At 45.2% G+C, this 26919-nt stretch carries 24 protein-coding genes; 11 read left to right on the top strand and 13 right to left on the bottom strand.

Translation table 11 applies throughout. The features are described 5' to 3' along the window. Positions 1 to 38: 38 nt before the first annotated feature. Positions 39 to 2495 carry an FtsX-like permease family protein gene (locus GXP65_RS00440; RefSeq protein WP_162091701.1) on the bottom strand — a complete coding sequence of 819 codons (2457 nt, stop codon included), beginning with the start codon at positions 2493 to 2495 and terminating at the stop codon, positions 39 to 41. Then, positions 2486 to 3187, bottom strand: coding sequence for an ABC transporter ATP-binding protein (locus GXP65_RS00435; RefSeq protein ID WP_005430709.1), 702 nt, complete (start codon positions 3185 to 3187; stop codon positions 2486 to 2488). Before GXP65_RS00435 ends, GXP65_RS00440 begins: the two co-directional genes overlap by 10 nt. On the opposite strand from GXP65_RS00435, the gene tesA reads away from it, so the two are divergent. The 4 genes from tesA (at position 3186) to GXP65_RS00415 (ending at position 8916) form a co-directional block, all read left to right on the top strand. Then, positions 3186 to 3788: a multifunctional acyl-CoA thioesterase I/protease I/lysophospholipase L1 gene (gene tesA, locus GXP65_RS00430; RefSeq protein ID WP_038889230.1), complete on the top strand. Its 603-nt coding sequence runs from the start codon at positions 3186 to 3188 to the stop codon at positions 3786 to 3788. The genes GXP65_RS00435 and tesA overlap by 2 nt on opposite strands. Before the next feature lie 83 nt (positions 3789 to 3871). Beyond that, complete coding sequence (fabV, locus tag GXP65_RS00425; protein ID WP_162091700.1) at positions 3872 to 5071, top strand: enoyl-ACP reductase FabV; 1200 nt, start codon at positions 3872 to 3874, stop codon at positions 5069 to 5071. A 206-nt stretch (positions 5072 to 5277) separates the two neighbouring features. Beyond that, positions 5278 to 7188 carry an EAL domain-containing protein gene (locus GXP65_RS00420; RefSeq protein ID WP_162091699.1) on the top strand — a complete coding sequence of 637 codons (1911 nt, stop codon included), beginning with the start codon at positions 5278 to 5280 and terminating at the stop codon, positions 7186 to 7188. A 72-nt stretch (positions 7189 to 7260) separates the two neighbouring features. After that, positions 7261 to 8916, top strand: coding sequence for an ABC-ATPase domain-containing protein (locus GXP65_RS00415; RefSeq protein ID WP_162091698.1), 1656 nt, complete (start codon positions 7261 to 7263; stop codon positions 8914 to 8916). Positions 8917 to 9031: 115 nt separating this feature from the next. Here the strand turns inward: GXP65_RS00415 and GXP65_RS00410 are convergent, their stop codons facing one another. Continuing rightward, positions 9032 to 9652 carry a DNA-J related domain-containing protein gene (locus GXP65_RS00410; RefSeq protein WP_045373500.1) on the bottom strand — a complete coding sequence of 207 codons (621 nt, stop codon included), beginning with the start codon at positions 9650 to 9652 and terminating at the stop codon, positions 9032 to 9034. A gap of 113 nt (positions 9653 to 9765) precedes the next feature. After that, the gene (locus GXP65_RS00405) at positions 9766 to 10605 is read right to left on the bottom strand and encodes a 2OG-Fe(II) oxygenase family protein (protein WP_012129391.1); all 840 of its coding nucleotides are present in this window, start codon (positions 10603 to 10605) and stop codon (positions 9766 to 9768) included. 222 nt (positions 10606 to 10827) lie between these two features. Between GXP65_RS00405 and GXP65_RS00400 the strand changes: the two genes are divergently transcribed. Further along, positions 10828 to 11424 carry a DUF2238 domain-containing protein gene (locus GXP65_RS00400; RefSeq protein ID WP_162091697.1) on the top strand — a complete coding sequence of 199 codons (597 nt, stop codon included), beginning with the start codon at positions 10828 to 10830 and terminating at the stop codon, positions 11422 to 11424. Here GXP65_RS00400 and cutA read toward each other — a convergent pair. The 5 genes from cutA to GXP65_RS00375 form a co-directional block, all read right to left on the bottom strand. Continuing rightward, positions 11386 to 11718 carry a divalent-cation tolerance protein CutA gene (gene cutA / locus GXP65_RS00395; protein WP_005424977.1) on the bottom strand — a complete coding sequence of 111 codons (333 nt, stop codon included), beginning with the start codon at positions 11716 to 11718 and terminating at the stop codon, positions 11386 to 11388. The genes GXP65_RS00400 and cutA overlap by 39 nt on opposite strands. A 9-nt stretch (positions 11719 to 11727) precedes the next feature. Beyond that, positions 11728 to 11979, bottom strand: a complete 252-nt coding sequence (locus tag GXP65_RS00390) for a hypothetical protein (protein ID WP_005531301.1) — start codon at positions 11977 to 11979, stop codon at positions 11728 to 11730. Beyond that, positions 11963 to 13669 (bottom strand): SgrR family transcriptional regulator, encoded by a 1707-nt coding sequence (locus GXP65_RS00385; RefSeq protein WP_162091696.1) that lies wholly within the window; start codon positions 13667 to 13669, stop codon positions 11963 to 11965. The genes GXP65_RS00390 and GXP65_RS00385 overlap by 17 nt, the downstream gene beginning before the upstream one ends. Positions 13670 to 13748: 79 nt before the next feature. After that, positions 13749 to 13982, bottom strand: a complete 234-nt coding sequence (locus GXP65_RS00380; protein WP_005424989.1) for a DUF3389 domain-containing protein — start codon at positions 13980 to 13982, stop codon at positions 13749 to 13751. A gap of 12 nt (positions 13983 to 13994) precedes the next feature. Next, complete coding sequence (locus GXP65_RS00375) at positions 13995 to 14432, bottom strand: hotdog fold thioesterase (RefSeq protein WP_012129397.1); 438 nt, start codon at positions 14430 to 14432, stop codon at positions 13995 to 13997. Positions 14433 to 14624: 192 nt separating this feature from the next. Between GXP65_RS00375 and GXP65_RS00370 the strand changes: the two genes are divergently transcribed. Then, on the top strand, positions 14625 to 15410 hold the full coding sequence (locus tag GXP65_RS00370; RefSeq protein WP_205455416.1) for a M48 family metallopeptidase: 786 nt from the start codon (positions 14625 to 14627) through the stop codon (positions 15408 to 15410). 77 nt (positions 15411 to 15487) lie between these two features. On the opposite strand, the gene GXP65_RS00365 is transcribed toward GXP65_RS00370, so the two are convergent. After that, positions 15488 to 16516: a site-2 protease family protein gene (locus GXP65_RS00365; RefSeq protein ID WP_045420777.1), complete on the bottom strand. Its 1029-nt coding sequence runs from the start codon at positions 16514 to 16516 to the stop codon at positions 15488 to 15490. 412 nt (positions 16517 to 16928) lie between these two features. On the opposite strand from GXP65_RS00365, the gene GXP65_RS00360 reads away from it, so the two are divergent. From GXP65_RS00360 to GXP65_RS00340, 5 genes are all read left to right on the top strand, one after another. After that, complete coding sequence (locus GXP65_RS00360) at positions 16929 to 18185, top strand: outer membrane protein transport protein (protein WP_162091694.1); 1257 nt, start codon at positions 16929 to 16931, stop codon at positions 18183 to 18185. A 22-nt stretch (positions 18186 to 18207) separates the two neighbouring features. Next, on the top strand, positions 18208 to 20616 hold the full coding sequence (locus GXP65_RS00355) for a VolA/Pla-1 family phospholipase (protein ID WP_162091693.1): 2409 nt from the start codon (positions 18208 to 18210) through the stop codon (positions 20614 to 20616). A gap of 133 nt (positions 20617 to 20749) precedes the next feature. Beyond that, entirely contained in the window at positions 20750 to 20959 is a 210-nt protein-coding gene (locus tag GXP65_RS00350; protein ID WP_012129402.1) for a YgdI/YgdR family lipoprotein, read from the top strand. 279 nt (positions 20960 to 21238) lie between these two features. Next, complete coding sequence (locus GXP65_RS00345) at positions 21239 to 21796, top strand: alkylphosphonate utilization protein (RefSeq protein ID WP_010451854.1); 558 nt, start codon at positions 21239 to 21241, stop codon at positions 21794 to 21796. A 167-nt stretch (positions 21797 to 21963) separates the two neighbouring features. Further along, positions 21964 to 22869: a homocysteine S-methyltransferase family protein gene (locus GXP65_RS00340; RefSeq protein WP_162860241.1), complete on the top strand. Its 906-nt coding sequence runs from the start codon at positions 21964 to 21966 to the stop codon at positions 22867 to 22869. Between the two features lie 116 nt (positions 22870 to 22985). Here GXP65_RS00340 and GXP65_RS00335 read toward each other — a convergent pair whose 3' ends face one another. The 3 genes from GXP65_RS00335 to GXP65_RS00325 form a co-directional block, all read right to left on the bottom strand. Beyond that, the gene (locus tag GXP65_RS00335; RefSeq protein ID WP_005424996.1) at positions 22986 to 23177 is read right to left on the bottom strand and encodes a hypothetical protein; all 192 of its coding nucleotides are present in this window, start codon (positions 23175 to 23177) and stop codon (positions 22986 to 22988) included. Positions 23178 to 23455: 278 nt separating this feature from the next. Beyond that, entirely contained in the window at positions 23456 to 24475 is a 1020-nt protein-coding gene (locus GXP65_RS00330) for a TerC family protein (protein WP_045420770.1), read from the bottom strand. Positions 24476 to 25004: 529 nt separating this feature from the next. Beyond that, the gene (locus GXP65_RS00325) at positions 25005 to 26747 is read right to left on the bottom strand and encodes a bifunctional UDP-sugar hydrolase/5'-nucleotidase (RefSeq protein ID WP_162091691.1); all 1743 of its coding nucleotides are present in this window, start codon (positions 26745 to 26747) and stop codon (positions 25005 to 25007) included. Positions 26748 to 26919 lie beyond the last annotated feature (172 nt).

The following is a 26919-nucleotide window of genomic DNA, read 5'->3' as shown; positions in this document are numbered from 1 at the left end:
GTCATGGAGCGCTTCCACTTGCTGCGAAAAACGGCAGACTAAGTGTTTACCGGTGTTAACAATCTTTTTATAAGACTCATTACCACGAGTGCTAACACAGAGAACGTGGCTACTGGTAAAGCTATCCACAATTCAGGGTGAATCTGTGGACTAAGTTGGAAACCATACTTCATTACTGCTGCCACACACGCTTCTGCGGCAAAGACTGCAACACCACTCGCGACAAGCGCCATAATCCCATATTCAGCCCACAGCGTTGTATTGATACGTTTCTTACTGGAACCGAGGGTTCGATAGAGTCGAATCTCTTCCTGACGCTGAGATAAGCTCAAACGTAATAGTGTAAATATTAACAACAAACCCGCAACGACACCGAGAAGCGCCAGAATGGTAATCGCTGATACTATCTGTTGGATAAGTTGTTGGATTTTGTCGCCCATGGTTCGAATATCGAGTACTGATACCGTAGGATGAGCCCGAGACATTGAAGTCAGCAGAGCGTCGTTACCATCGTCGATTCGATAGCTGATCAAATAAGAACCCGGTAAGCTTGCCATAACATCTGAAGAGAAGATGAAGTAAAAGTTTGGCTTCATATCTCGCCACTCGACATGACGAATGCTGTCGACGGTAGCATCGAAGTTCTGACTGTTAATCACAAAACGCAGTTTGTCACCCAGTTCAATACCAAGTTCGTCCGCGACTTGTGCTTCGACAGACACGCTTGCTTTGTTCGTCCAAGAGCCTGACAGGATTTCATTGTATTCTGGCAACGCATCCCCCCATGTTAGGTTTAACTCTCGGCTTACTGCATCAGAACCTTGACCTTGAGATTTTATCTCTTTGACACTCACATCGTTAATTTCGGCAAGTCGACCACGAATAATTGGGAAAGCCTGTGACCTTGTCACGCCATTTTTATCCAATGTCTCAAGGTAGCTATCGAGCTCATAGTCTGCAATATTCAATGCGAAAACGTTGGGAGCATCCGCTGGCAGCGTCCTCGCCCAATCAGCAAGGATATCGCTGCGTACAAGCCAAATAATAGAGAGCAACATTAATGACAGAGATAAGGCACCGAACTGCAAGCCACTCGTCACTGGGGTTCGGTTAATTCGACTTAAGGCGAGCTTCATCGCGGGCTTTGTCGATATTCGAGCAAACAACTTGGTAAGCATGACACTCACGACGGCAAGCACAACAAACAAGGCAGCAATGCCTGCAAGCACAATCCACACTAACGTGTTATTTGCGTATAGGATCAGCAATGGCACCACTGGGACCAGAACTAACCACATGCGCTTCCAAGAACGCTTACCGGAACCTTGCTGTAGCACTTCTAACGCAGGCGTTTTTATTAGACCAAGCAGAGGAATACCAAGCGCTGGTACCGTAATAAGAACGGCTGAAACAACAGAGATTAAAATCGGAGTGACGCCGTAACTAGGAAGTGGATTTGGGAGAAGATCTTTGAGTGGAATTCGCAACAAATATTCCAAGCCGCTACCCAATAACAGACCAACGATGCTCGCACTCACCAGCAAGATTGTGACTTGAATCAGTAACCATTTTTCAATCCAACGACGACTTGCACCCAAGCTTTTCAGCATCGCGATGGTTTGAGTTCGGCTGTTTACGTAACTTTGGCAAGTCAAAACCAACGTCGTTGCCGCCATGATGATGACGATCGCAACTGTTAACGAAAGATATTGAGTTGTGCGCTCGAACACTTCATTACTGCGACTTGCCGTTTCTTGCGTGCGCCAGCGATCACTCGGAGAGAGTTCAGTGCTGTTTTGAAGTTGAGTCAGCGTTGTATCATCACCTTTGATGAACAGGCGATATTGAACACGGCTCCCGACCTGAATGGCGCCCGTTTTCTCAACGTCACTTTGGTGAATATACGCCGAGGGCATTTGTTGGAAAGGGTTGAAGCTCAGTCCTGGCTCCATCAACACAGCACCAGAGACCGTGAAATCAGCATCGCCAATAGTGACAGTGTCACCTTTATTCACATCCAACTGCGCCATAATGCGCTCGTCTAGCCAAAGTTGGTTTCCCTTCACATGGCCTGACGAATTGCTGTCGAGAACCAGATCGCCCATCAATGGGTATTGCTCATCAACGGCTCGAACGGAAATAAGCTGCATCCCTGTCTCGCTGAATGCCATCGTCGCAAAGCGCGTCATGGTTGAGCGTTCTAGTTTATCTGTCGCAGCAATAAGTGCATCAGGAATGGGGTTAGCGGAAACAAATACAGCATCGGCGGTTAATGCATCTTTGCCCTGTTTTACAATGACCTGCTCCATTCGCTCGGCCAAAGCAGAGAGCGCGAAGATGCTGGCAATCACCAAAATCAATGCGACACTGATCGGCCACAGGTTCCCTTGACGTATTTCCCCCAAGCTCCAACGCACTAGGCTTTTGTTCGGAGAATGCTTCGCCTTTTGGTTGCTTGGCGCCGAGTCTTGTTCACTAGAAGAGATCACGGACATGTCACCTCCTCTTTCAATTCTCCGGCTTCCATTCGATACACTCGATCACAACGGCTGGCTAAAAGGCTGTCATGCGTAACTAAGATTAAGGTCGTACCGTGTTGTTCATTCAAGTCAAAAAGCAGCTCAATAACTTTCTCGGCGGTTTGGTGGTCCAAATTCCCTGTTGGCTCGTCTGCAAACAATAACTCTGGCTGAGTCATGAACGCACGAGCAAGGGCAACCCTTTGTTGTTCCCCGCCTGAAAGCTGACTCGGTAAATGATCTAAGCGCTTTTCTAGACCTACCGCAGTCAGCAAATCCTTTGCCCTTGAATCGTCTTCAGCCTCACCACGTAGAAGGCAAGGCAGGGTTACGTTGCGCAGAGCAGTTAAGCTCGGGATAAGAAGGAAGCTCTGAAACACAAAGCCCAGCGAGTCAGCGCGGATTTTTGCACGTGCTTCGTCGTCCATTTTGGAGAGTTCATGACCGAGCAACGTAATCTCACCCGACGTTGGTGTGTCCAAACCGGCAAGAAGTGTCATTAGTGTAGATTTGCCCGCGCCAGATGTGCCGACGATGGCAATTCTTTCACCCTTTCTAATGTCAACATTTACATTTTTAAGGATTGTTAATTGTTCTTGATTAGTAGAGACTTGTTTAGAAACCAAATTCGCTTGAACAATAGGTGCGTTAAGTACAGGTGTTTGCATGATTCGTATACTTTCCTTAGTTCTCTTTTTCTGCCTTTCCGCTACAGCACATGCTAGCGAAAAGCTACTTGTTTTGGGCGACAGCCTGAGCGCTGGTTATCAAATGCCTATAGAGGAGAGTTGGCCTAGCTTACTCCCAGACGCGTTATTAGAACATGGCCAAGATGTAAAAGTTGTAAACGGTAGCATCTCTGGTGACACCACAGGCAATGGCCTTGCACGGTTACCTTCTCTCCTTGAGCAACACACGCCCGATTTGGTTCTGATTGAGCTTGGCGCTAACGATGGCCTACGCGGTTTCCCACCTAAACTTATTACGTCAAACCTATCGAAAATGATTACCATGATCAAAGATTCTGGTGCGGATGTCGTCATGATGCAAATCCGCGTTCCACCAAATTATGGTAAGCGTTACAGCGATATGTTCTACGACATCTACCCTAAACTGGCAGAACATCAGCAAGTAGCACTAATGCCGTTCTTCTTAGAGCATGTCATCATTAAACCAGAATGGATGATGGACGATGGCTTGCACCCAAAACCGGAAGCTCAACCCTACATTGCTGACTTTGTCGCTCAAGAATTGGTTAAACATCTCTAATTTTACTGGTCTAGCTCAATAAGTTTTACCTAACTTTACGTTACCCTAACCGGTATCTTATTCACCAAGGTTAGATAATAACAATGCAAATAGAACCGTTAATTCAGGGTGTTGTAGCTCGCTCGGCACACCCGTATGGGTGCCGCGCTTCCATCAAAGAGCAAATTGAATACGTAAAACAGGCACCACAGATCAAAAATGGCCCCAAGCGCGTTTTGATTATTGGTGCCTCTTCAGGTTTCGGCTTAGCCGCTCGCATCGCCCTTACATTCGGCGGTGCAGAAGCAGACACGATCGGCGTCTCTTTTGAACGCGGCCCATCAGACAAGGGCGTTGGCAGCGCAGGTTGGTACAACAACATCTATTTTAAAGATGAAGCCACTCATCATGGCCGTACTGCGGTTAACATCGTAGGCGACGCCTTTTCTGATACTGTTCGTAACCAAGTGATTGAAGCGATTGAAACCTACTTCGAAGGTGAAGTAGATTTGGTGATTTACAGCTTGGCGACAGGTGTTCGTCCAAAACCAGAATCCGACGAGTTCTGGCGCAGCGTCATCAAACCTATTGGTGAATCGGTGACGGGTGCTTCTATCATGCTTGAAAACGACCAGTGGGTTGAATCAACGCTCGCTCCAGCGACAGAAGAAGAAGCGGAAGCAACGATTAAAGTGATGGGCGGTGAAGACTGGGAAAGTTGGATCGACACACTGATCAACTCAGAATCGGTAGCCAAAGGTTGTAAAACCATCGCCTTCTCCTACATGGGGCCGGAAGTAACACACCCTATTTACTTGGATGGCACGTTAGGTCGCGCAAAAGTAGATTTACACCAAACCAGCCATTCATTAAATATCAAGATGGCAAACTTTGGTGGCGGAGCGTACGCCACTGTATGTAAGGCCTTGGTAACTAAAGCGAGTGTTTTCATCCCTGCTCTCAGCCCTTACCTTCTTGCGCTATATCGTGTGATGAAAGAAAAAGGCACTCACGAACGTTGTATTGAGCAAATGCAACGTCTGTTTACGACCAAGCTTTATGACCAACCAAAAGTGCCTGTCGATGGCGAACGTTTGATTCGTATCGATGATCTTGAATTGGATCCTGAAGTCCAAAAAGAAGTGTCGGCTTTGTTAGAGCAAATGAACGAGAACAACTTTGCCGAAATCGGCGATTATGAAGGCTTTAAAGACGAATTTATGAAGCTGAATGGTTTTAACTTTGAAGGTGTCGATTACACTCAGGACATCTCAATGAAAACGCTTAAGGCATTGAAACCGTAAACTGCCTCCCAACTCTGGCGTCTCACTCCTGAGATAGTGCCAAGTATTTCAAAGTCCTGAAAGGTTTTCAGGACTTTTTTTTGTCTGAAGTTCTCGTCCCCCTATACTTAATTTAAACGAGTGGTTAAATAACAAGTTCATCTAACAACAAATAGAAAAATGACGCTTGTTCACAGGATGTGGACCAACGGGAAAGGACTGCCTTTATGGGTACATTACAAACACTAGATTACGAGATACCCGAATCGATGCGGAGAAGTTGGCAAAATATCGTCAACCTCTTAGCCCGCATTGCCGATGTACCCACCACGCTGATCATGCGAATACACCCCGATTACATCGAAGTAAACACCTCCAGTGAAACCGAAAATAACCCTTACCAAGTCGGCGACAAAGAAACGCTCGGACACGGTCTTTACTGTGAACATGTTATTGAAAACAAATGTGAGCTATTGGTCCCAAATGCGCTGGTTGACGAGAATTGGAAAGATAACCCAGACATCAAGCTCGGAATGATTTCTTATTGCGGGCTGCCGCTGTATTGGCCGAACGGAGAAACCTTCGGCACCATCTGCATGTTGGATGCGAAAGAAAACCAGTACAACGACACCTACCGAGAACTTCTCGCCTCTTTCAAAGAGTCTATCGAAGCGCAACTTGCCGTCGTTTTTCAACAACATAAGCTTGTCCGATTGAATAACGAACTTAAAAGCCGAGTTGAGACCCGTACTACCGACCTTGCTCAGCTTAGTTACTCTTTGACAAGGGAGATAGACCGGCGTAAAGCCGCCGAGAAGCAAGTCAGTTATCAGCAAACTCACGATCAAGGCACAGGCTTTTTGAATCGAGCAGCACTCGAACAAGTGTTAGACCAAACCTTAGATGGCATTGATACTGAGCAACACTCTTTGGTGGTGATTAACGTGGGCTTTAGCAACGCTCGAAGCATACAAACGAAATACGGCTTCGAAGCCTTTGACGAGGTATTGAAAGAGTTTCGCTTTCGCCTTGGCCACACCGAATCCAGCTATTTTGTCACAGGAAGACCAAGCTCTAACGACGTCGTTATCATCGTTACCGGCGAAAACATAGAAACGAAAGTACAGCACCTCCTCGACGACATTAATCATGTCAGTTTGGGTAATTTTTGTATTGAGGACAACGAAGTCCACCTTCACTCTTATGTGGGCGTTGTGCAAGCTCATAAAAACAGTTACGCGAAACAGTTACTGCAAAACGCGTGTTATGCAATGTTGCTGTGTAAAGAATCTGGAGAGTCCTATAGCTATTTCTGTGAAAGCCAATCCCAAGAGCTAAATAATCACAACCAACTTGAGAGCTACTTACTGCAAGCAGTTCGTAACGATGACTTAATGCTGTACTTCCAACCGAAAGTCCTCCCACATACACATAAATGGATTGGTGCTGAAGCACTACTGCGTTGGCGCCATCCGGTACTGGGCGATGTCTCTAATGAGGCCCTAATTCACATGGCCGAGCAAAATGGCTTAATCTTTGAGGTCGGTTCGTTTGTCCTTCGTACTGCAATAGATAAAGCTAAGCAATGGTCTGAGCTGGTGGATAACTTTAAGATTGCCGTGAATGTCTCACCTATCCAATTGCAAAACGTTAACTTCGCAGAGCAAATTGAACACCTATTAGATACCTTTCACCTACCCGCGCACTTCCTCGAACTGGAAGTCACCGAGAGCGCGCTCATTGCTGATGAGGTTGTTGCACGTAATACATTGAATAAACTACACGAACTTGGTGTGACATTGTCACTCGATGACTTCGGGACGGGTTATGCCTCTTTCAGTTATCTGAAAAAATACCCGTTTGATGCGATTAAAATTGATAAAAGCTTTGTTCAGCAAATGGAAAAGTCTGACGACGACAAAGCCATCATCTGTTCTATCATCCACATCGCCAAAAAACTGGAACTTCAAGTGGTCATTGAAGGGATTGAGTCCACTCAACAAGAGCAATTTTTGATTGGTGAAGGCTGCGATATTGGACAAGGCTTTTTGTACGGTAAGCCAATGCCTTGCAATGAATTTGAACAAAGTTTGTTTAATCAAAACCTATTAGGTGGACAATACACCTATTCTTCCTAAGCATTTCCTTTACTCTGCTGGCGGTGGTTTCTATAATCGCCGCCCGCTTCCAATAAAAAGGCCATTATCTTCATGGATCAGTTGACTGCCACGCTTAAAAAAATCGAAAAGCAGAACTATCGCGCATACCAACAAATCAAAGGTCAGTACGACTTTGGTGATTTCGACTTGTACATTGATTACGTACAAGGTGACCCGTACGCATCTGCTTCTCGCCTACGTGCTACTCGCGCGTGGTCTTTGACTGGTCTTGAATGGCTTAAAGACGAATCCCCTGCATTCCAACGCGCGGCTCGTGACTTTATTGCTCGCAGTTTTGATGAGTTTGCAAAACAAGAGAACGCCGTTTCTATCTCTCTAAGCGGTCAAACCGTTCTAGATAACACTGCGGTGCTTTTCACTGAAGAAGGCATTGAGCTTCGCTTCCGCGTGAATTTGCCAGCTGAAGGTCGCTCTGTTCTTGGTAAGAAAGCGAACAACATTTTGACGTTCTACTTGCCGAAGTTTATTCGTCGCGCAACGTTGGAGCGTGAGCTGAACAAAGATGCGTTGATTGAGCACTGTAAAGTGGTGGAAGATCAAGCGTCACTGCGTGAACAATTAGAAGCAAATAATCTTGTCGCTTTCGTTGCGAATGGTAGCGTTCTTCCACGTATTGCCGGTAACTGCGATCTTCCGATGAAAGATGCGGTCGAATTTAAAGCGCCAGAATCACTTCAGGTCACTCTGCACGCACCAAACAAAGGCTATGTAACCGGTTTGGGCATTCCAAAAGGCATAACGCTGATTGTTGGTGGCGGTTTCCACGGTAAATCAACGCTACTGAATGCGGTAGAACGTTCTATCTACGATCACATTCCTGGCGATGGTCGTGAATACATCGTAACAGATGCGAATGCGATGAAGATCCGTGCGGAAGATGGTCGCTGTGTTCATCACTTGAACCTATCGAACTACATCAACCACTTGCCAATGGGTAAAGACACGGCGGATTTCTCTACGCAAGACGCGTCGGGTTCAACTTCTCAAGCGGCTTGGCTACAAGAGTCTATCGAAGCAGGCGCAAGTTCACTGCTTATCGATGAAGATACGTCAGCAACTAACTTTATGATTCGCGACGAACGTATGCAGGCGTTAGTAGCAAAAGGCGACGAACCCATCACTCCATTGGTTGATCGTATCGGTCAACTGCGTGACGAGTTAGAAATCTCTACCATCATCGTTATGGGTGGCTCTGGTGACTACCTAGACGTTGCGGATACGGTTATCCAAATGCACGACTACCAAGCGGTTGATGTAACAGAAAAAGCCAAAGAGGTTATCGCTCAGCACCCTACTCAGCGTCATAACGAATCAGAAGAGAGCCTACAAACGTTCCGTCCTCGCGCGCTGAACCGTGTAGCACTGATGAACATTCTGACAGATGGTAAGTTCCGCGTGAATGCAAAAGGCAAAGACTCTCTTCGCTTCGGTAAAGAGTTTGCAGACCTAAGCGCACTTGAGCAGCTGGAGTCCGCAGATGAAGTCAACACCATCGGTTGGCTATGGTTCCAAATCGCGCAACTTCCTGGTTGGTGTAACCACCCAGCGAAAGAAATTGAAGACATGCTATCTGGCGAATGGTACGCAACACTGCCGAAACAAGGTGACCTAGCGAAACCACGTACATTAGATGTCATGGCGGCACTGAACCGCATGCGTAAGTCTCAGTTCAAACCTTCTCGTTAATACTGAACCACACGAATAGCAAAAAGGCAGCGATAGAACGCTGCCTTTTTTGTTTGAATTAGATTGGGGAGTATCACCAATAAGCTCAATTTGTTACGTCGTCACGCAAAACCTATCATCCGTTACGTAAAACATTCCATGCATCGCATAAAACCCGAAAGCGTTCTGAATCCCCATTATCTCTGTCTGGATGCCAACGTAGCGCGAGTTTGCGCCACTGCTTTCGGATTTCTGCTTTAGTCGCATCAGCACTTAACTCAAATAAACTCAGCGCCTTGGCGCGGTCTAAATCAGAAGATGAGCTTCCACCGATATAACGTTGGTATCGGCTCCAGAATTCATTAAGCAGCCTACGTACCTCACCTTCATCCGCTTCGTAGTTCTTCCAATCAAGGTAATACTCTCTTAGAGGATCATTGATATCGATACTGTGACGAGAGGCTTCAATGGCCGACATCAGGACAATATTCATTGCTTCAACTTGCAGCCAGCCGTCTGGGTATAACGTTTCTTGTAGCTGATAAAGAGCGTTCATCAGTAAGAAGTTACGTTTAAACAAGTCTTTATCTGGGGATGAATCTAATTGAGGAATGTAACCGTGCTCACCAAGCTCCTGCGCGAGTGTGTGCACCTTCCAGTTTGTAGGTTGTTTTCGGAGAATGTCTAGAATCGGCCACAACAATGGATTTTCCATATATTGCTGTCCGTTGTGGCAAACATCAAATTGTTCGTCCATGTATCCCCTAACCGTTTTAAGTACCTGTTATTAAAGCTAGTCAATTTGTACCATAAACACAAAAAGGCTGACAGTCATAAACCGTCAGCCTTTTGAAGGAGGATCTCGTTAACTTAAATTACGCCCAGCTCTCTCAGACGCTCCATCAAGTAACTGTGTGCGGTGTAACGCTCAGAAAGCACAGTATCCGGTTTTGGGTGCAGGAACAGTGGCAAAGAAATACGAGATTTTTCTTGGCGACCGCCTGTTGGGTTGATAACGCGATGAGTCGTCGATGGGAAGTAACCACCCGATGCTTCTTGCAGCATGTCACCAATGTTGATGATTAGGTTACCGAAGTCACATGGCACATCTAGCCAATCACCTTCTTTGCTCTTAACCTGAAGACCCGGCTCGTTCGCTGCTGGCAGTACCGTCAGAAGGTTGATGTCTTCATGAGCAGCCGCACGAATTGCGCCTGGTTCTTCTTCACCCGTCATTGGTGGGTAATGCAGAACGCGTAGAAGTGTTTTATCGCTGTTGTTGATCATTTCAGACAACGCGATAGAGAACTTCTCTTGTACCTCTTTTGGTGCGTATTCTTCTACCCAGCCAAGCAGTTCTTGAGCAAACGCGTTAGCACGGTCATAGTACTCCATGATTTCCGCTTTTAGCTGCTCAGGCATTTGTCCCCAAGGGTATACATGAAAGTACTCTTTAATATCTTTTACTGAGTGGCCTTTCGCGACTTCAGAAACTGATGGTGGAAAATAACCGTCTTGTGTTTCAACATTGAAGTGGAAGTCGTTCTTTTGCTCAGAGCAGAAAAACTCGTACCAGTTTTTGTAAATAGACTCCACCAGCTCTTGTGGGATTGGGTGGTTTTTAAGGACACCAAAGCCTGTTTCGCGCAGTGAGGTGACGAACTGTTGAGCAGCGTCGTCAGCAAGATAATCGACAGTTTCCAGTTTCATGATATTACTTCTTTTATATTAGACTGAGCGTTGAATTCTATGGATGGCCATGTTGTAAATCAAATTTTAATGAAATGTTTGTGCGCAAACGTTTTATTGTTGAGCAGTTTCGCAATATATCAACATAAAAAGTAAGCATTACCCCTGCAAAAGAATCAATTGCACACTGTACAATTAAGTGTAATCATAAACACAGTTTTCAATTGAAGGATCAATTTCTCTATGAAAAGTACTTCTACTTTATTAGGTTTAACGATTTTCTACGCGATCGTTTTTTTGTTTTCTGCGTTAGAACCAAATTCCCGCGCGGTGTGGTTTGCAGAGATCGTTCCTGCCATCGGTATTCTTGTGGCCATTTGGGCACTGTCCATTCGCTACCAATTCAGTAACACCGCTTATGTACTGATGTTTATCTGGCTGTGTCTTCATACGATTGGCGCCAAATATACCTTTGCCGAGGTGCCTTTTGATTGGTTCAACAACTTGATAGGTTCGGAGCGCAATAACTTTGACCGCGTTGCTCACTTTTCTATCGGTCTCTATGCGTACCCTATTGCTGAATACCTAATTAACAAGAAAAAAGTCAGCGCTAAATTGGCTTGTTGGTTCGCGCTCTTTGCCATTATGTCACTGGCAGCAGGCTATGAAATCATTGAATGGTGGTATGCCGCAATCGCTGGCGGTGATGAGGGTATTGCCTTCCTAGGCTCCCAAGGAGATATCTGGGACGCCCAGAAAGACATGTTATGTGACACGGTGGGTGCCATATTATCTTTGGTTTTACTGACAACTCAGCGTCGACTGGCGAAGCCACTCTAGATATGGGTTAAAACCCTCTACAATTGGGACTTGCACGATTTGAGCAACTTCATACTCGTGCAGGTCTTTTATTTTGTCTTCAACCAAAGCGTAAAGATCTTTGCGCGTTTTAATGATCAATAGCCATTCACTATCACTGCACACTTCGCCTTTCCAAACATAGTGGCTTTCAATGGCCATGGTTTGAATGCAAGCCGCTAGCTCTCCTTCCAACAAACCTTTGATGATTTCGTCGCGGTTCTTTTCTGTACCAGCGGTACTCAATACCATGCAGTATTCGTGTTGTTCGCTCATAACTGACTCTTATTTCATCGTCACCTTGCCGCCGATCATCTTGTAGGCAGGTGTTCCTCTTACTAACGTATCTCTTGCAAACTCTTGTTCACAGCCCGGGCAAATGCAAGGTGTTTGAGTGAAGTCTTCTACAATGCGCTCTTTGAAACACTTCACCAGCGCGCCTTTGCCGCCTTTTCGATATTTAAACAGCTGCGTCTTACATTTCGCACAATATATCTCGACCGTTTTGGTCGGTTGTTTCTTATTCGGTTTTGCCATCTTGCTCTATTTTTGGTTTTACCCACACGTTGCTGAAATCAAACCAACCAAGGGCATTGCACTTGGCATTCTGTAGTGCACCACTGTGGTCTTTGTTCACGCCTAACCAACAGTGGAACATTGGGATCACCTGGCAGCTTTTCACAAGTTGCCTTCCCAATTCTCGAGCTGGGAAATCAGCATGTTGCCCTGCTCGCCATTGGTCCACCAGCCCAGCCCAACCAGAGAAATCATAACCTGCACTAAACTTGTCGATGTCGCTGTAATCCAGTAACCATCCAGCTAACGCATCGTTACGGTTAGTGGCAATACCCATTGCTTTAATCCAGATATCGACCTCTTCTGGTGATGGAGGTTGCGTGTCATAGCGAATAAATTCAACATCAATACCATGAGGTTTTAATAAGGTTCTAATCGCCTTTGCGATGACTGGAAACATCGGATGCTTCTTTTGATAAGCAACACAAATGGCTTTGTCTTTCTGAGGGGCTTCACCGGCAATGGTCGGCCTAAGGTCTATCCAGCCCGGCTTTAGACCAAACGCTTGCAGGACACCGAGCTCGATTACCTTGTCTTGAGGAACATGGGCATACACTTGGTAACTGTTCAGTGTTTGGCTTAAAAACTCCGCCCAACGCGGGTCTCTCGCAATACCTGTATTTTTATTCAGTAATAAGAATGTACAGCCCGGATCGAGCTCGACTTCGTCCGTCGACGCTTGTTTGTCCATTTGTGGTTTGGTCAGGCTTGGATACACCATCGAGGAATATGCCTCGTCGATCACCCATACCTCGACTTGATCCAAGAGCGGACGTAGCCCGAAGTAGCCATCGAATGCCGTCAAAATTAAACGTTTGTCATCGTTGACTTTCACTTGAAACGGCCCAGTTCCTACGGGCTTTCTATCAAACTCTTCCGCGCGCATATTTTTTGGCAAAAGGACTTTGGCTTGAGACTCACTCAGAGCAAGCGGCAGGTACTTATCAGGACGAACAAGATGAATATCGACTGTCCAAGGTTCAGGCGAAACGACTTTTTCGATGTGTGAGAATAGATTCAATTCGCTTAATACGCTGATGCTTTCAATCACGCAATCGGTCGTGAGCAGTTCCCCATTATGGAAACGAACACCACGGCGTAAGTAAAAACGCCAATGGGTATCTGAGAGCGCTTCCCAATAATGGGCAAGGTCTGGTTGAAGTTGCTCATTGTCATCCAGCTTAGTTAAGCCACTAAACACTTGGCGCGCAATATGCTGCTCAGAGCGGCGCATCGGTTTTTGCGGGTTCAACATCGCAAGTGGGCGATAGTAAGGTAAACGGACGACCTGCTCGCCTTGACGGTGTTGTAAGCCGAGGTAGCCTTGAATCACTTGAGTGAGTTTAGCTGCGTCATTATCTAACGCCTCTAACGCCTGCCCGATTTTGCCTTCGTCTAAGTAACGACGTGCAAGGTTTTCACTGACATCACTACGATTGCGCTTAAAAACCAGTTTAGAGAGTTTTCCGCGACCTGCGGCAGGATGCCATTCGATCCAGCCTTCTTCTTCTAACTTATTAAGAACGATTCGAGCGTTGCGGCGGGTACAAAAGAGTGCTTCGGTAATGTCTTCGAGTTGCACTTCCGTGTCATTACCAGAGAACTTTTCAAACAGCGTTTCGAACTGAACGCGTAAACGAGGGCTACTCATAAAGAGGAAATTTTAGTTTTCATAACGATAAACTAAGTTTCCTCATTTTTTACGGAAAGTGCAAACTCCGACGTGCAAATTATTGAATGTCGATACCAATTTCTTGCGCTAGGTGGCGTAATTGATCTTCATCGTCGAGTTTGATCGACCATTTTGTTTCCGCACCATGTGCCAAAACCACGTTAGCACCGCGACCAAGCAGCTGAATTGCATCCGTTTGAGCTTGCAATGTGACCATCCCATTGCCGGATAGCTTTATCACGACTTCACGCTGCGTTGCGATAATTTTTCCTAAAGAGAATTCAATAACCATATGTGTATTCTCTTATTGAACGGTTTTTTCTTTTGGATGTTTTACGGCAATCGTCAAACGGCTCGTGCAAACCAAACGTCCGCGTTCATCCGTGATTTCGATTTGCCATACTTGAGTCGATACCCCCAAGTGAACCGGCTTCGCCGTGCCAATAACGTGCCCGCTGCGCATGGCTCGAATATGGTTCGCATTGATGTCTAGCCCAACGCAGTAACTGCCCTCACCAACACAGAAATTGGCAGCCAGTGACCCCAGCGTCTCTGCAAGTACAACAGAAGCGCCACCATGAAGCATCCCAAGAGGCTGATGTGTAAAGCTGCAAACTGGCATGGTCGCAGTGAGTGAGTCATCCGTAAAATCGGTATAGACGATTTGCAGGTGCTCCATCATGGTGTTTTTCGACGTCGCGTTAAGAATGTCTAGATCGATTGGCTTTTTCCAAATACTCATTTTTCGCTCTTATCTCGCCCCGTATTGCACTGGGCGATTTATCTATGAAAAGTGTGCCTAGCATAGTCCTGATCGCATTGTGACTTCAAGGTCAAACGCAAGTCTCAACGTGATCAACATAATGACTTAACGTTTCTTTACGAAGCGTTATACTATTGGTACAAAACAGAAAATATTTATATGGACCCTATTATGAGAACATGGATTAAAGCCTCAGTGCTTTTGACAATAGCTGGCTTAACGGCATGCAGTTCCTCACCGACTGGTCGAAATCAAATTCTTATGTTTTCCGATCAAGAGATGTCTTCGCTCGGTGCTAAATCTTTTGATCAGATGAAGCAAGAAATTCCGATAAGCAAAGATAAAAAGGTCAACGCATATGTTCAATGTGTTGCCAAGCAAATTACCGATACGATCCCACCTCAAGCAGGGTTTAAAAATTGGGAGGTTGTGGTGTTTGATAGTGACCAAGTCAACGCATTTGCCCTACCCGGCGGTAAAATCGGCGTTTACACTGGATTGCTGAAAGTAGCGAAAAACCAAGACCAACTTGCAACGGTTATTGGTCACGAAGTAGCACACGTTTTAGCAGACCACAGTAATGAGCGTTTGTCTCAAAGCCAACTAGCAAACGCGGGATTGTCGCTAGCTAACGTCGCGATTGGTGCCTCTGAATACAAAGAGTATCAACAGATGACCATGGCAGCACTTGGTGTCGGTGTTCAGTACGGTGCGATACTTCCTTATGGCCGCACTCAAGAATCAGAAGCTGATATTGTGGGTTTAGGCTACATGGCGAAAGCGGGCTTCGATCCAAATGAAAGTGTTGATCTTTGGAAAAACATGGCAGCTGCGGGTGGTGGACAACCGCCGGAGTTCTTCTCTACTCACCCATCACACAGCACTCGCATCAAAGACTTACAGGCAACCATAAAAACGTTACCAGCGTCGAATGCGAAAGCACCAAGATGTGGTTAGTTTAAATGAGTAGTGAATGCAGTTCTAAAAAATAAAGCTCCGTAATGGAGCTTTATTTTTATAGATAGAATTATGCTTTAAGTGCCGAGGATCTGCAGCGGCAAACTTAACAAGCTATCGCCTAACCCTGCGAAGTACCAAATGATCGCGATAAAACCGCCAACCGATACCAAGTACCACGCAAACGAAAACAGCTGACCATAACGTGTTAACGGCAATAAGTGGCTATGATGGCGAGTTCGCCATTCCATTACCACTTCGAGCATTCCCATCATCAACAAGAAACCAAGCAGTGTTAAGCCGAAGGTATAGCTGATGTAGATACCGAGCAACGCCGTGACAATACTACCTGCCAAACCTATCCATGTGTTCATTGAAAAGGTTATGCTTTTAAGTACATGCCCGCCATCTAACGGCAAAATTGGCAATAGGTTGAATAGGTTTAACAAGGCGTTAAATACGGCCAATCCTGCAAAGATCATCTCACCGGTCATCCAATACAAGACGGTGAACACAATGCTGAGCACCAAACCAAAGAACGGCCCCATGATGGAGATAACCACATCTTGCCAACGCGTGTTTATCTTTTCATCGCTCAACGCCAAGCCGCCCAAGAATGGAATTAAGTAAATGCCTTTCGTCTTCATGCCAAAGTACTTCATCGCACGGATATGACCATATTCGTGGAATACCAGACACGCAACCAAAGCCAACGCAAACTCAATCGAAAACAACCAAGAATAAGCAGCCAAACTTGCGGATGCTAACGCAACCTTGATCACTTTGGCGCTTTTTAGCGCTTTCATTCCAAGCGAGACGAGGCCTATCAAGCTAAAACGTTTTTCTGCTGGTGGCGCTTCAACTGGCACTTGGCGTTCGATGTCCTTCTCGTCACGACACCCTTCGGTCACAAGTGTTTCATTGATGCTTGCTTGGTATTTAAAATCAAACGGTTGCCAGTTTAATTCACAGCTCAATTGGCAATGCAGAACTTCCTCACCAGATGAAAGTTTAAATTCATGCAGCGACTTCCCAGTCTCATCATCACTGGCTGCGATTTGTGAAACCAGAGTGTTATCCCAAAACAGCTGTTGCCAACCTGCCATAGAGCCTTCGAGCCTCAATGGCTTTCCTAAAAATTCAATGTGTAGTAATTCCAACGCGATTTCCAATGCGACAAACACAAAGTGCGAATTATGCCTGTAATGGAATAGAACGCAAACCATGTTAACAACACGTATTTGATTAGCTTTTAACCATAAGATTTACAAAACAACTCTGGTCATACCATTCTTCAAAAAAATATCACGATAATACATGGCCTTATTGATTGCGGTTTGACCTATGCATCAAATTTAAAACGTAATATAGGCGTGATCTTTGACAAGTTAATAAACATACAATTAACATTATATTTACATTGCAGTTGTAACGCGAACCGACAGCAACTGGTGTAAAAGGCACACAACAAATACAAAGACTTCGGTCTATTATAATGACACCCTAGGAGGGTCAAGGATGAACAAGAAGCACTGCTCTCTGCTGACAATTTCAATATTGTTTGCGTGTAATGCCCAAGCTGCGGGCTTTCAGGTAGCTGAACATTCGGCATCTGGTCTTGGTAGAGCATTTTCAGGTGAAGGCGCGGTTGCGGATAACGCCAGCGTTTTAGCACGAAACCCAGCTGCGATGACACTTTTTAAAGAAGCTCAATTTTCAGGCGCGCTGTCAATCGTCGACCCTGAAGTTAACGTCTACGACACTTATCACAACGAACATGCAAAAGACGTAGCACCGCTACAAATTGTCCCAGCGGGTTACTACATCAGTCCGATCAATGACCAATGGGCTTGGGGTATTGGCATGTTCACGACTTACGGTGTTGCAACCGATTACCCAGATGATATCTCTGCTGGTGATATGGCAGGTGATACTTCCCTACTTTCCGTTAATATCAACCCTAACGTTGCTTACCGCATCAACGAACAGTTCAGTATTGGTGGTGGCATTAACCTTGTTTATGCCCATGCAGAATTGACTCGTCACAAAGGTGAGTTAGCCCCTTTATTTTTTGGTCCTGACAGCAAAAAGTCTGACAACCTCATTGGTATGGAAGGCGACACATTTGCTTGGGGTTGGAACATTGGCGCACTATACGAGTTAGATGAAAACAATCGTTTTGGATTCGGCTATCGCTCTAAAGTTGACCTCGATTTTGATGAGGGTGAATTCAGCAGCTACGACTCAGGTAGAGCAACCGCTTCAAAAGTGGATGGCCGCTTGCAAATTTCACTGCCTTCCATCATCGAACTTTCAGCGTTCCATCAACTTAACGAACAGTGGGCGATCCACTATGGTTGGCAACAGACGGATTGGAGCACTTTCAAAGAACTGAAAGCAACCAGCCCTCAATGTAATGATAATGGAATATCAGGCCAATGTTTCTACAAACCAGAAAAATACGAAGATAACAACCGTTACTCCTTCGGTGGTACTTACACGCTGAATAGTGAATGGACGCTTCGCGCAGGTATTGCTTATGACGAGCAAGCAGGCAAAGCAACATTGAGTATCCCTGACAGCGACCGTTTCTGGTATAGCGCAGGCGTGACTTATGCAATGAAAGAGAACCTAACATTCGATGCTGGCTTTGCATTTGTGAAGAGTAAGTCAGGCTCGTTTAATGAAACCAACGCTGCAGGTCGTGAGATCACGTTCGATTCAGAGGGTACTGCATACATCAGTGCTGTGCAGATGAACTACACCTTCAAGTAATCAGGATTAACGGAGTAAACCAATGAAACACACGTTTAAACTATCACTGCTTTGTTCTGCGATCCTACTTGCAGGTTGTGGCGATGACACATCAAGTTCTGGTACATCTGATACCGTAACGTTTGAACCAGCAGTACAAGCGCTACTTGATCGCAATACGTCGATTAGCTTTACCTTACAAGGCGCGAACGCAGACGTCCCAGCTCCTTCTTACTTGTTGATGGATAGCACAGACGGGACGCTTGGCATACCGACAGACGGTGATGATGCGCTAACAAACCCGATTGCCTCAATGAACACGATGGATGGCTGGTCAACATCAATGCCAATCGTGCTTAACTTTAATGGCGACGGTTTCTCAGATGGTCTTGTTACGTCTGGCGTCAGCGTGATCAAAATTAACCAGCGTCTAACGGATTGGGATGGCGCATCTAACCCAATCGAGAAAGTACTGACACTTGGCACTGACTTTGTTGTCCAAGCAAGTGACAACTCGCTGTACATCCAATTCATGAACTCGCTTGATGAATCAGGTGAATACATTTTCGCTGTAACGCAGGCCATTGAGGATGTAAACGGTAACCCTATCGGTACATCTGGTAGCTATGCGGTTGGCAAATCTAAAGAAGTCGTATACGAGTCAGGTGACCTAGCGTCAGTACAAGCGGCGACCACGGCAGTTGAAGGTATCTTCGGCCTTGCAAGTGTTAACCCTGCCGATATTGTTTACTCTTCATGGATCAGCACTCAGTCTGTCGGTGACACGCTTGCTGCCGTTAAGGGTGTCACTGCGACAGGCTTCGCTACTGGTGCAAATACGCTAAACACCGTTTACAAGAATGATGCAAATGAAGGTTCTGTTGATCTCGCTACTGCATACACAATGACATTGGGTACTACTCAGGACTTTGTGACAGCACTGGATGCAGATGAAGACTTCAATAAATACATCAGCGATCTCGATGCCGCTAAGACAGCGATCAAAGGTTTGTACGCTGGCGCAGCAGTCAATGTAAACGTCACTCAAGGTGTTGTACGACTTCCACATTACCTAGAGAAAGGTGCAGACTGGAACATGCAGCCGATGGTTTCTGCGATGCCTAGTCTTGCTAAGCTAAGTGCAGCGTTGGCCGATCCTGCAGAGCAAGCAAACATGGTTCAACAACTATCTAGCGGTGTCTTTGCAGATGATCCTGTTGATGTAACTAAGCTAGCAACCGATCCAACTGAACAGTTGAAATTGGTTGGCTCTAAGCTGTTCCTATCGGACGGAACACAACTGGACAGCGACCGTATCATCACTCGCTACTCACCTGTTCCTGTGGTTAAGTCATTAGAAGACGTTGAGTTCCTGCTGTTCACACCAGAAACAGGGACACCAACTGACGTCGTGATTTACCAACACGGCATCACATCAGCAAAAGAAAACGCCTACTCTTTCGCGTTCAACATGGTGAAAGCTGGCGTTGCTGTGATTGCAATCGACTTACCTATCCATGGTACTCGTAGCCTAGACGAACAACGCTCTGCTAACGCAGATGTACTGGCTTACTTGAACCTATCTAACCTAGCGGTGGCACGTGACAACCTTCGTCAAAGTGTGCTTGATGTTCTAGGTCTTCGTGCAAGTTTAGTGGTTTCAGCACAAGCGGGCCTTCTAGCAAGCAGCCCTCTTCAAGGCTTTAACCCAATGGCAGGCTCAAAAGTGAAGATGCTTGGTCACTCACTGGGTGGCATCGTTGGCACTTCAGCTGTTGCTGCTGCAAATAACACATTAGGTAGCCCAACGGCAGACGCGTTGTACACATTTAGTGGTGCATCAATCCAAAACGCAGGTGGCCAAATTGGTAACCTACTGCTTGGTTCGTCTAACTTTGGTCCACAGATCAAACATAACCTGGCTTATGCAGCGTCAGCAGACTATGCGAGCTACGCAGACGCATCTTGTGCAGAGCTATCAGATAAAGCGTGCTACGAGGCATTTGAACAAGTAGCAACAGAAGAGCAACTCAAAGCACTTAACTCTGGCTTCTCTAGCTTTATCTATGCGGCGCAAACAACACTAGATACGGTTGATCCATTTACTAATGCAAGTGATCTAATGTCTACTGGTTCACTATCAACACCGTTCTTCATGACCGAAGTAGATGGTGATGCAACCGTTCCAAACAACGTACCTAAGGCGCCATTTGCAGGTACCGAGCCACTTGCGAAGAAGCTAGGCTTGAAAACGGTTAACAGCTCAGACACTGCTGTGAATGCAACAGCAAGCTTTGTTCAGTTTAACGCAACAGCAACGCACAGCACGTTTGCTTCTCCAGCAGGAACACTGGCTGACTTTGACCATCACGTAGAAATGCAAATGGAAAATGCGGACTTCTTGGTGGATGACATGCTGACCGGTGTCACCAATACCTCAGTGCTTAAATAAGCTCTCACTTTAGACCAAAGCCCAGTTTCGACTGGGCTTTTTCGTTTCTACGCTACCAAACCCTGAGTAACTTCCTCTGCTATAGTTAAATCGTTGTCTTTATCTAACTCACTTGTTTGAAAAGGAAAACTCTATGCGCGTATTGACCGTGATTGCCACTGCACTACTTCTTGTCGCTTGCGGCAGCAGCCAATATCTTATGTCTACGGACGAAGGGAAAATCATCACTTCTTACGGTAAACCAGACTTAAATGAAGATACTGGCATGTACGAATATGAAGACGTAGATGGCAAAGAAATGAGCATTTCTAAAGACAAAGTCGTACAGATTATTGAACGATAAAACACCATGCCCTCTGAAAATCAGGGGGCATTTCTCATTCATCTTGCAGAACTCTCGCCTCAATCAATAATAGTAATCAATGCAACTGATTCATCATTCGAAGTAATCAACACCTTTATTTATATTCTAGATATTATTTGTTTAGCCAATATTTTACATCTTCACTCCTTTCAGGTTGGAATATTGTAAAATCTCGCCTTTAATTCTCTAACACCCTTTTATTTCTCAGGATAAAGTGGATAATACCGCCACCAAAAAACATTACTAAGGTGAGTCCTTATGTCTATCGAAGCTACTCTGCTTGCTCGCTGCGAGTCAAAATGTGAACTGTGTTCTTCTGAATCTCAACTAACTGCTTACGCTGTGCCACCACACGGTAACGTAACGGTTGATACTGCTATCATGGTTTGTGATAAGTGTCACGGTGAGATCGAAGATCCTAAAGACATTAACCACTGGCGCTGCTTGAACGACAGCATGTGGAGTCAGGTTCCTGCGGTACAAGTAACTGCATGGCGCCAACTTACTCGCCTAAACACTGAAAGCTGGGCTCAAGACGCTCTTGACATGATGTACATGGAAGAAGAGCAAATGAACTGGGCTATGAAAGGTATGTCTGCTGACGACAAAACTGTTGACTGCAACGGCACTGAACTTAAGAAAGGTGACGACGTAACAGTAATCAAAGACCTACCAGTTAAAGGTACAAACCAAGTAATCAAACAAGGTACTGTTATTCGCGGTATCAGCCTTGGTGATGATCCTAAACTTGTTTCAGGTAAGGCAAACGGTGGTCAGTCAATGTACGTGATCGCTGAGTACTGCCGTAAGAAGTAATCTCAACATTACTTTCGAGATTAAACGGGGTTCCAATTGGAACCCCGTTTTCGTTTTTACGTCCTCTTTTCTTTCTCTCTCTTCCTTTGATTCACCTGAAGCAACGCTTTCGCTATTAAGCATTTTCGATTAAGGTTCGGAAAGGAAAAAATAAGATGGATTGTAGTATGAAGAAGTTAACCATCCTTGATGGCGGCATGGGAAGAGAGCTTAAACACATGGGCGCCCCATTCTCTCAACCGCTTTGGAGCGCACAGGCTCTGATTGAAGCACCAGAGTTCGTTTACCAAGCACATGACAACTTTATCCAAGCGGGAGCAGAGATCATCATTGCGAACAGCTACGCCTGTGTACCTTTCCACCTTGGTCAAGAACTTTACGATCAACAAGGCAGTAAGCTAGCACGCTTTGCGGCCAAAATTGCGCGTGAATGCGCGAATAAGTCAGACAACCCTGTTCGAGTTGCGGGTTGTATTCCTCCCGCGTTCGGTAGCTACCGCCCTGACCTTTTTGAGCCAATTCAAGGCGAAGCCATTTTCCAAACTTTATTTGAAGCGCAAGCAGAATATGTTGACCTTTGGATCGCCGAAACCATCTGTAGCCTAAAAGAGCTCAAGTGCTTGCAAAGTGTCTTTGAAACTAGCGCCAAACCTACCGCTTACGCCTTTTCCCTTAGCGACGATTCATTGGAAACCGCACTGTTGCGTTCAGGGGAAACCGTTACACAAGCCATTGAGCAACTTACACAAAGCAAGCAAACCGACCATACCATCAGCATTTACTTTAACTGCTCAGTACCTGAAGTGATGGCAAAAGCTGTCAGTGATACCAAGACCGTTTTAGGCCAGCACAATCTTAATATTGAAATTGGGGTGTACGCGAACAACTTCACCGCTATCAAATCTAACCATGAAGCCAACAGCGCATTACAATCGATGCGAGAACTGACGCCAGAGGAATACCTAGCTTTCGCGCAAGAATGGTACTTGCGCGGAGCAAGCGTTGTGGGAGGATGTTGCGGAATTGGTCCAGAACACATCAAAGCCCTGTCAGATTGGAAGCGCTCCCTTTAAGAATAAAGGTAGCCGCTCCACTCTTTGATGAAAGCGTAGATTTAGTGAAAGTGTAAATTGCAGATACAAAAATGCCGGCGATTAAGCCGGCATTTCGAATTCGCTTTTCACTCAGATTAACGGTACATACCGATGTCTTTCTGAATGTGTGCAGATAAGTCTTCAGCGTAGTAGCTGCGAGGTGCAGAGTTATCTACGAAAAGAATATCCAGTAAGTGAGCAATCAATCCTTTGAAGTTAACCGAGTAGGTTTTCTTATCCATAGAGGTTGGTAAAGCTACATTTGTCATTTGCATTGCTTGTGCCATGATTGCCTCTCTATAAAGCAGTAATTTGTTTTGTTGACTGTATATTAGTCATTTTTTCTTTGAGCAAAAAATGACAAAATTTGGTTTTTCAGATTAGTTTTTCTTATGAAACAAATCCGTTACAAACCCTAAGAATACAAAACCCAACTAACTGCATATCCATTCAATAAAGCCAATCTTTAGTTGAATAACTTGGATTTACGTGTGTAAACCCAAGTTGATTTGCAACATTTAATTAACTAAACAATCTTTTTAAGGATTTCAAATTTACAAAATACTTAAGAGTTTTGATTAGTAATATTAACGCTAGAACTATCGCTTTCTCTGTTCTTATAGATAGAAGCAATAACCGCGGTTGTCATCACTGTCACCAGGAAGGTCAGAGACCAAACGGTTGGTATTTCGTACTGGGTACCCACCAATAGCATCTTCACACCAATGAACATCATGATCACTGAAAGCGCTGGTTTTAGGTACACAAACTTATCCAACATTGCCTGCAATACAAAGTACAGAGAACGTAAGCCCAGTAGAGCAAACACGTTAGCCGCCAAAACTAGGAATGGTTCACGCGTTACCGCGAAGATTGCAGGGATCGAATCCAGTGCGAACATTACGTCCATTACAGCAATCACACCAACAACGATCAGCATTGGCGTAGCGACCCATTTACCTGCTTGTTTCAAGATCAGGTGGTTACCTTGATACTCTTCTGTCACTGGTAAGAACTTACGAATGAACTGCTCTGGATATGGGTTCACCTCTTCTTCTTCACCTTTATCGCGTGCCAGCTTAATACCCGTCCAAATGAGGAACGCAGCAAATAGGTAAAGTACCCAGTGGTATTGCGCTAAAAGTTGAGCACCGACTGCAATCATAATTGCACGTAGAACAAGCGCACCAATCACACCCCACAATAGAGCACGTGGGCGCAAATGCTCTGGCACCTTGTATTGAGCAAAGATAATCGCAAACACAAATAGGTTGTCGACACTTAACGACTTCTCAAGCAAGTAACCGGTTAAGAATGATATGGTTGCTTTTTCATGGGTATAAACGCTGTGTGGCGCGTAATAATCCCAAAAGAAATAGATTGAGCCTGCAAAGACAAACGCTAATAAGAACCAGAATACGCTCCAACCAATCGCCTTTTTCATGGTAATGACGCCGCCACGAGTCTGATAAATATCGAGAGCAACTAAAACCAAAGTAAATAGGCCGAATACACCGTACATTGTCAGTGATTCTTGCAGTGGAACAGACTGGGTTAATTGGGTGGTATTTTCGATAAGAGACATGCTTCCTCCCATGCGGAAGGACATTATTCGGGCTGACCTTCCGCAAACAATACAAACCAGCAGTCACATTACCCATGTGTCCGCCAGCCAATGAATGCGTTGGTCTCGTTGAAGTGATCACTTGATGAATCAGGTGACACCTTTATTTACCGGATAAGCTGATGCTTAACGAGATGACGATAAATAAACTTGCGCTAACTACTCCCCAAACGCCGCCATCATACGCCTGCACTGCGGGATCTCCAACAAAAAATCGTTATCGATAACAACAAAGTATTTTGTGAAGAATGTTTATCAACGTTATGAATTTGAAGCCGTTCAGATACAAAAAAGGAGCACTCATGCGCCCCTCATTTGTTGAATAGTCGGTCTTTAAAAACCAGTTAACGGTACAAAATAAACCAGTGTTGACCAAACTGCTACCCATGCTACGACAACCGCAGCATCAGCCCAATCTTTCTTCCACATACTCTCTTCCCTCTTAATCGCATGTGCATTAGAAAGAGAGCAAAAAAGATACCAATAGTCGTTACTGGTTTCTCTGAGAGTAAAGTTTGTGACCTCGGTTCAGACAGTTTGGTTCATCCGTTAGTAACTCGATAAAACAATCTGCCATAGAAAGGTTGCTGACAAAGCCTTCACCCTTCATGTTGAGGAGTGCTTCATAGCCTTCTTTACCTTTCATTGTGTATGCAGAAGAAGCGCCACAATACCAAGATTCGTCTTCCATTTCGCACCAACGATTGCCATCGAATACCTCAAGGTTTTTAATGCGTTGTCCCTTCGGTGCATCAGCTTGATATTCAAAATTCAAATTATGTGTGTATGGGTAGCTGCCAGAACCTGTACCTTCAACCCCATTGTTGAGTGCATTGTTGATCGCCCCTTCTAATGCCAAGCGAACGGCTTTTCCTTGCACCTCATAGCAGCCAATCGGAACGGCAAATGGCAACAATCGTCCGGCAACATCTGCCACAGTAATATTTCCCGGATTGAGAGATGTACGCACGCCTCCCGCATTATGAATGGCAAATTGAACCTTATGGCCACGCTTGTTGAGCGCATATAAGAAAGAATGCGCAACGGAAGGGGCAAGTTCACTGCCACCGAATTCATCCGGAATGCGAATATGGCGCTTCTTCTCTGCGACATTGGCAATCACTTGAGACTGAAGCTTACGCACTCGGGGGATATATTTGTCTCTTAAAATGGCTTGTGTCTCTGGGTGCTTTTTACAAACAACCACATTGGGTTGACCGTGGATAAAGTCACACGCTTCTTCAAAAACGCCTTGGTCTAGTTGTTCATTAAGCGTTGAATCCCAGAAAATTCGACGTCCCAACAGCAATTCATTTTGACCACTTAACATGGTTGCTTTGCCGTGTTCATCAAACTCAAGTACACAGTGCCCCATGGTTAATGCATGATAGCCAGCCTGAACCACATAAGTATCGTTGACTTTGATGCCATAAGGATCATCTCCGCCTAAGCCAATAGATGTAAAGTTACCTTGTAACCTATGACTATGACCACCAACAATGATACCAATGCCATCCACTTGTGCTGCGAGCTCTAAATCCCCTTCATAGCCTAAATGACTTAAAAGAATGATATTTTTGATACCGGCTTGGTGGATCTCATCAACGGTATGCTTTGCGGTTTCGATTGCGTTGATAAATGGTGTATCAGCATCAGGGTTAGCAATATCGCTCATCTTGTCGATAGACAGACCAAAGATGGCAACTTTCTCTCCATGAAACTCTTTCACTAGGTATTGCGCGCTTTGGGTGTCAGTATCGAAACTCAGCACGTTATCGCAATCGCCCATGCGATGTTCTTTATTAGGCAATTCGTTCGACAGATCCCAGTTGCCCGCGAGCAATGGGAATTGCGTACGCTGACAAAACAGAGCAACCGGCTCATTACCCATGTCGAGTTCGTGATTGCCTAATGCCATCGCATCAATGTTAAGCGCATTTAATAAGTCGGCGTTTGCTTTGCCTTTGAATAACGAAAAATACAGAGTGCCTTGGAAACAGTCACCTGCATGAAGAAATAACATGCCCTGACCTTGACGTTGCGCGTCGTCGCGTAACTGCTCTACGCGAGTCGCAATACGTGAAAAGCCACCAGCACTCACGTAAGGTTCTAATGTTCTTTCGTTATCGATATTGAGTTTTAGCTGTAATGACGTTGGCTCAAAGTAGGAATGAGTGTCATTGATGTGTGCCAATTTGATTCTGACTGGCTTATGATTTTTATTCATCGTCATCTTCTCTCTTTTCATTCCTTTTAATTATTAGAACTGAATCATGACAGAATCATGAATTTTATGAAACAGAGAAATTGTCATTTCATTTTAACGTGATCAAGATTCATCTTGCGTACAAGTTTGAAAGTGACTTTACGCCTAATCGGTCTTTATTCATAGGATGAATGCTCTT

Origin of the sequence: Vibrio sp. LB10LO1, from assembly GCF_010092875.1 — a bacterium.
In the GTDB taxonomy this organism is placed as follows: domain Bacteria; phylum Pseudomonadota; class Gammaproteobacteria; order Enterobacterales; family Vibrionaceae; genus Vibrio; species Vibrio campbellii.
The sequence above is the reverse complement of the archived record's forward strand: the minus strand, read 5'-3'. Positions and strand labels throughout refer to the sequence as shown.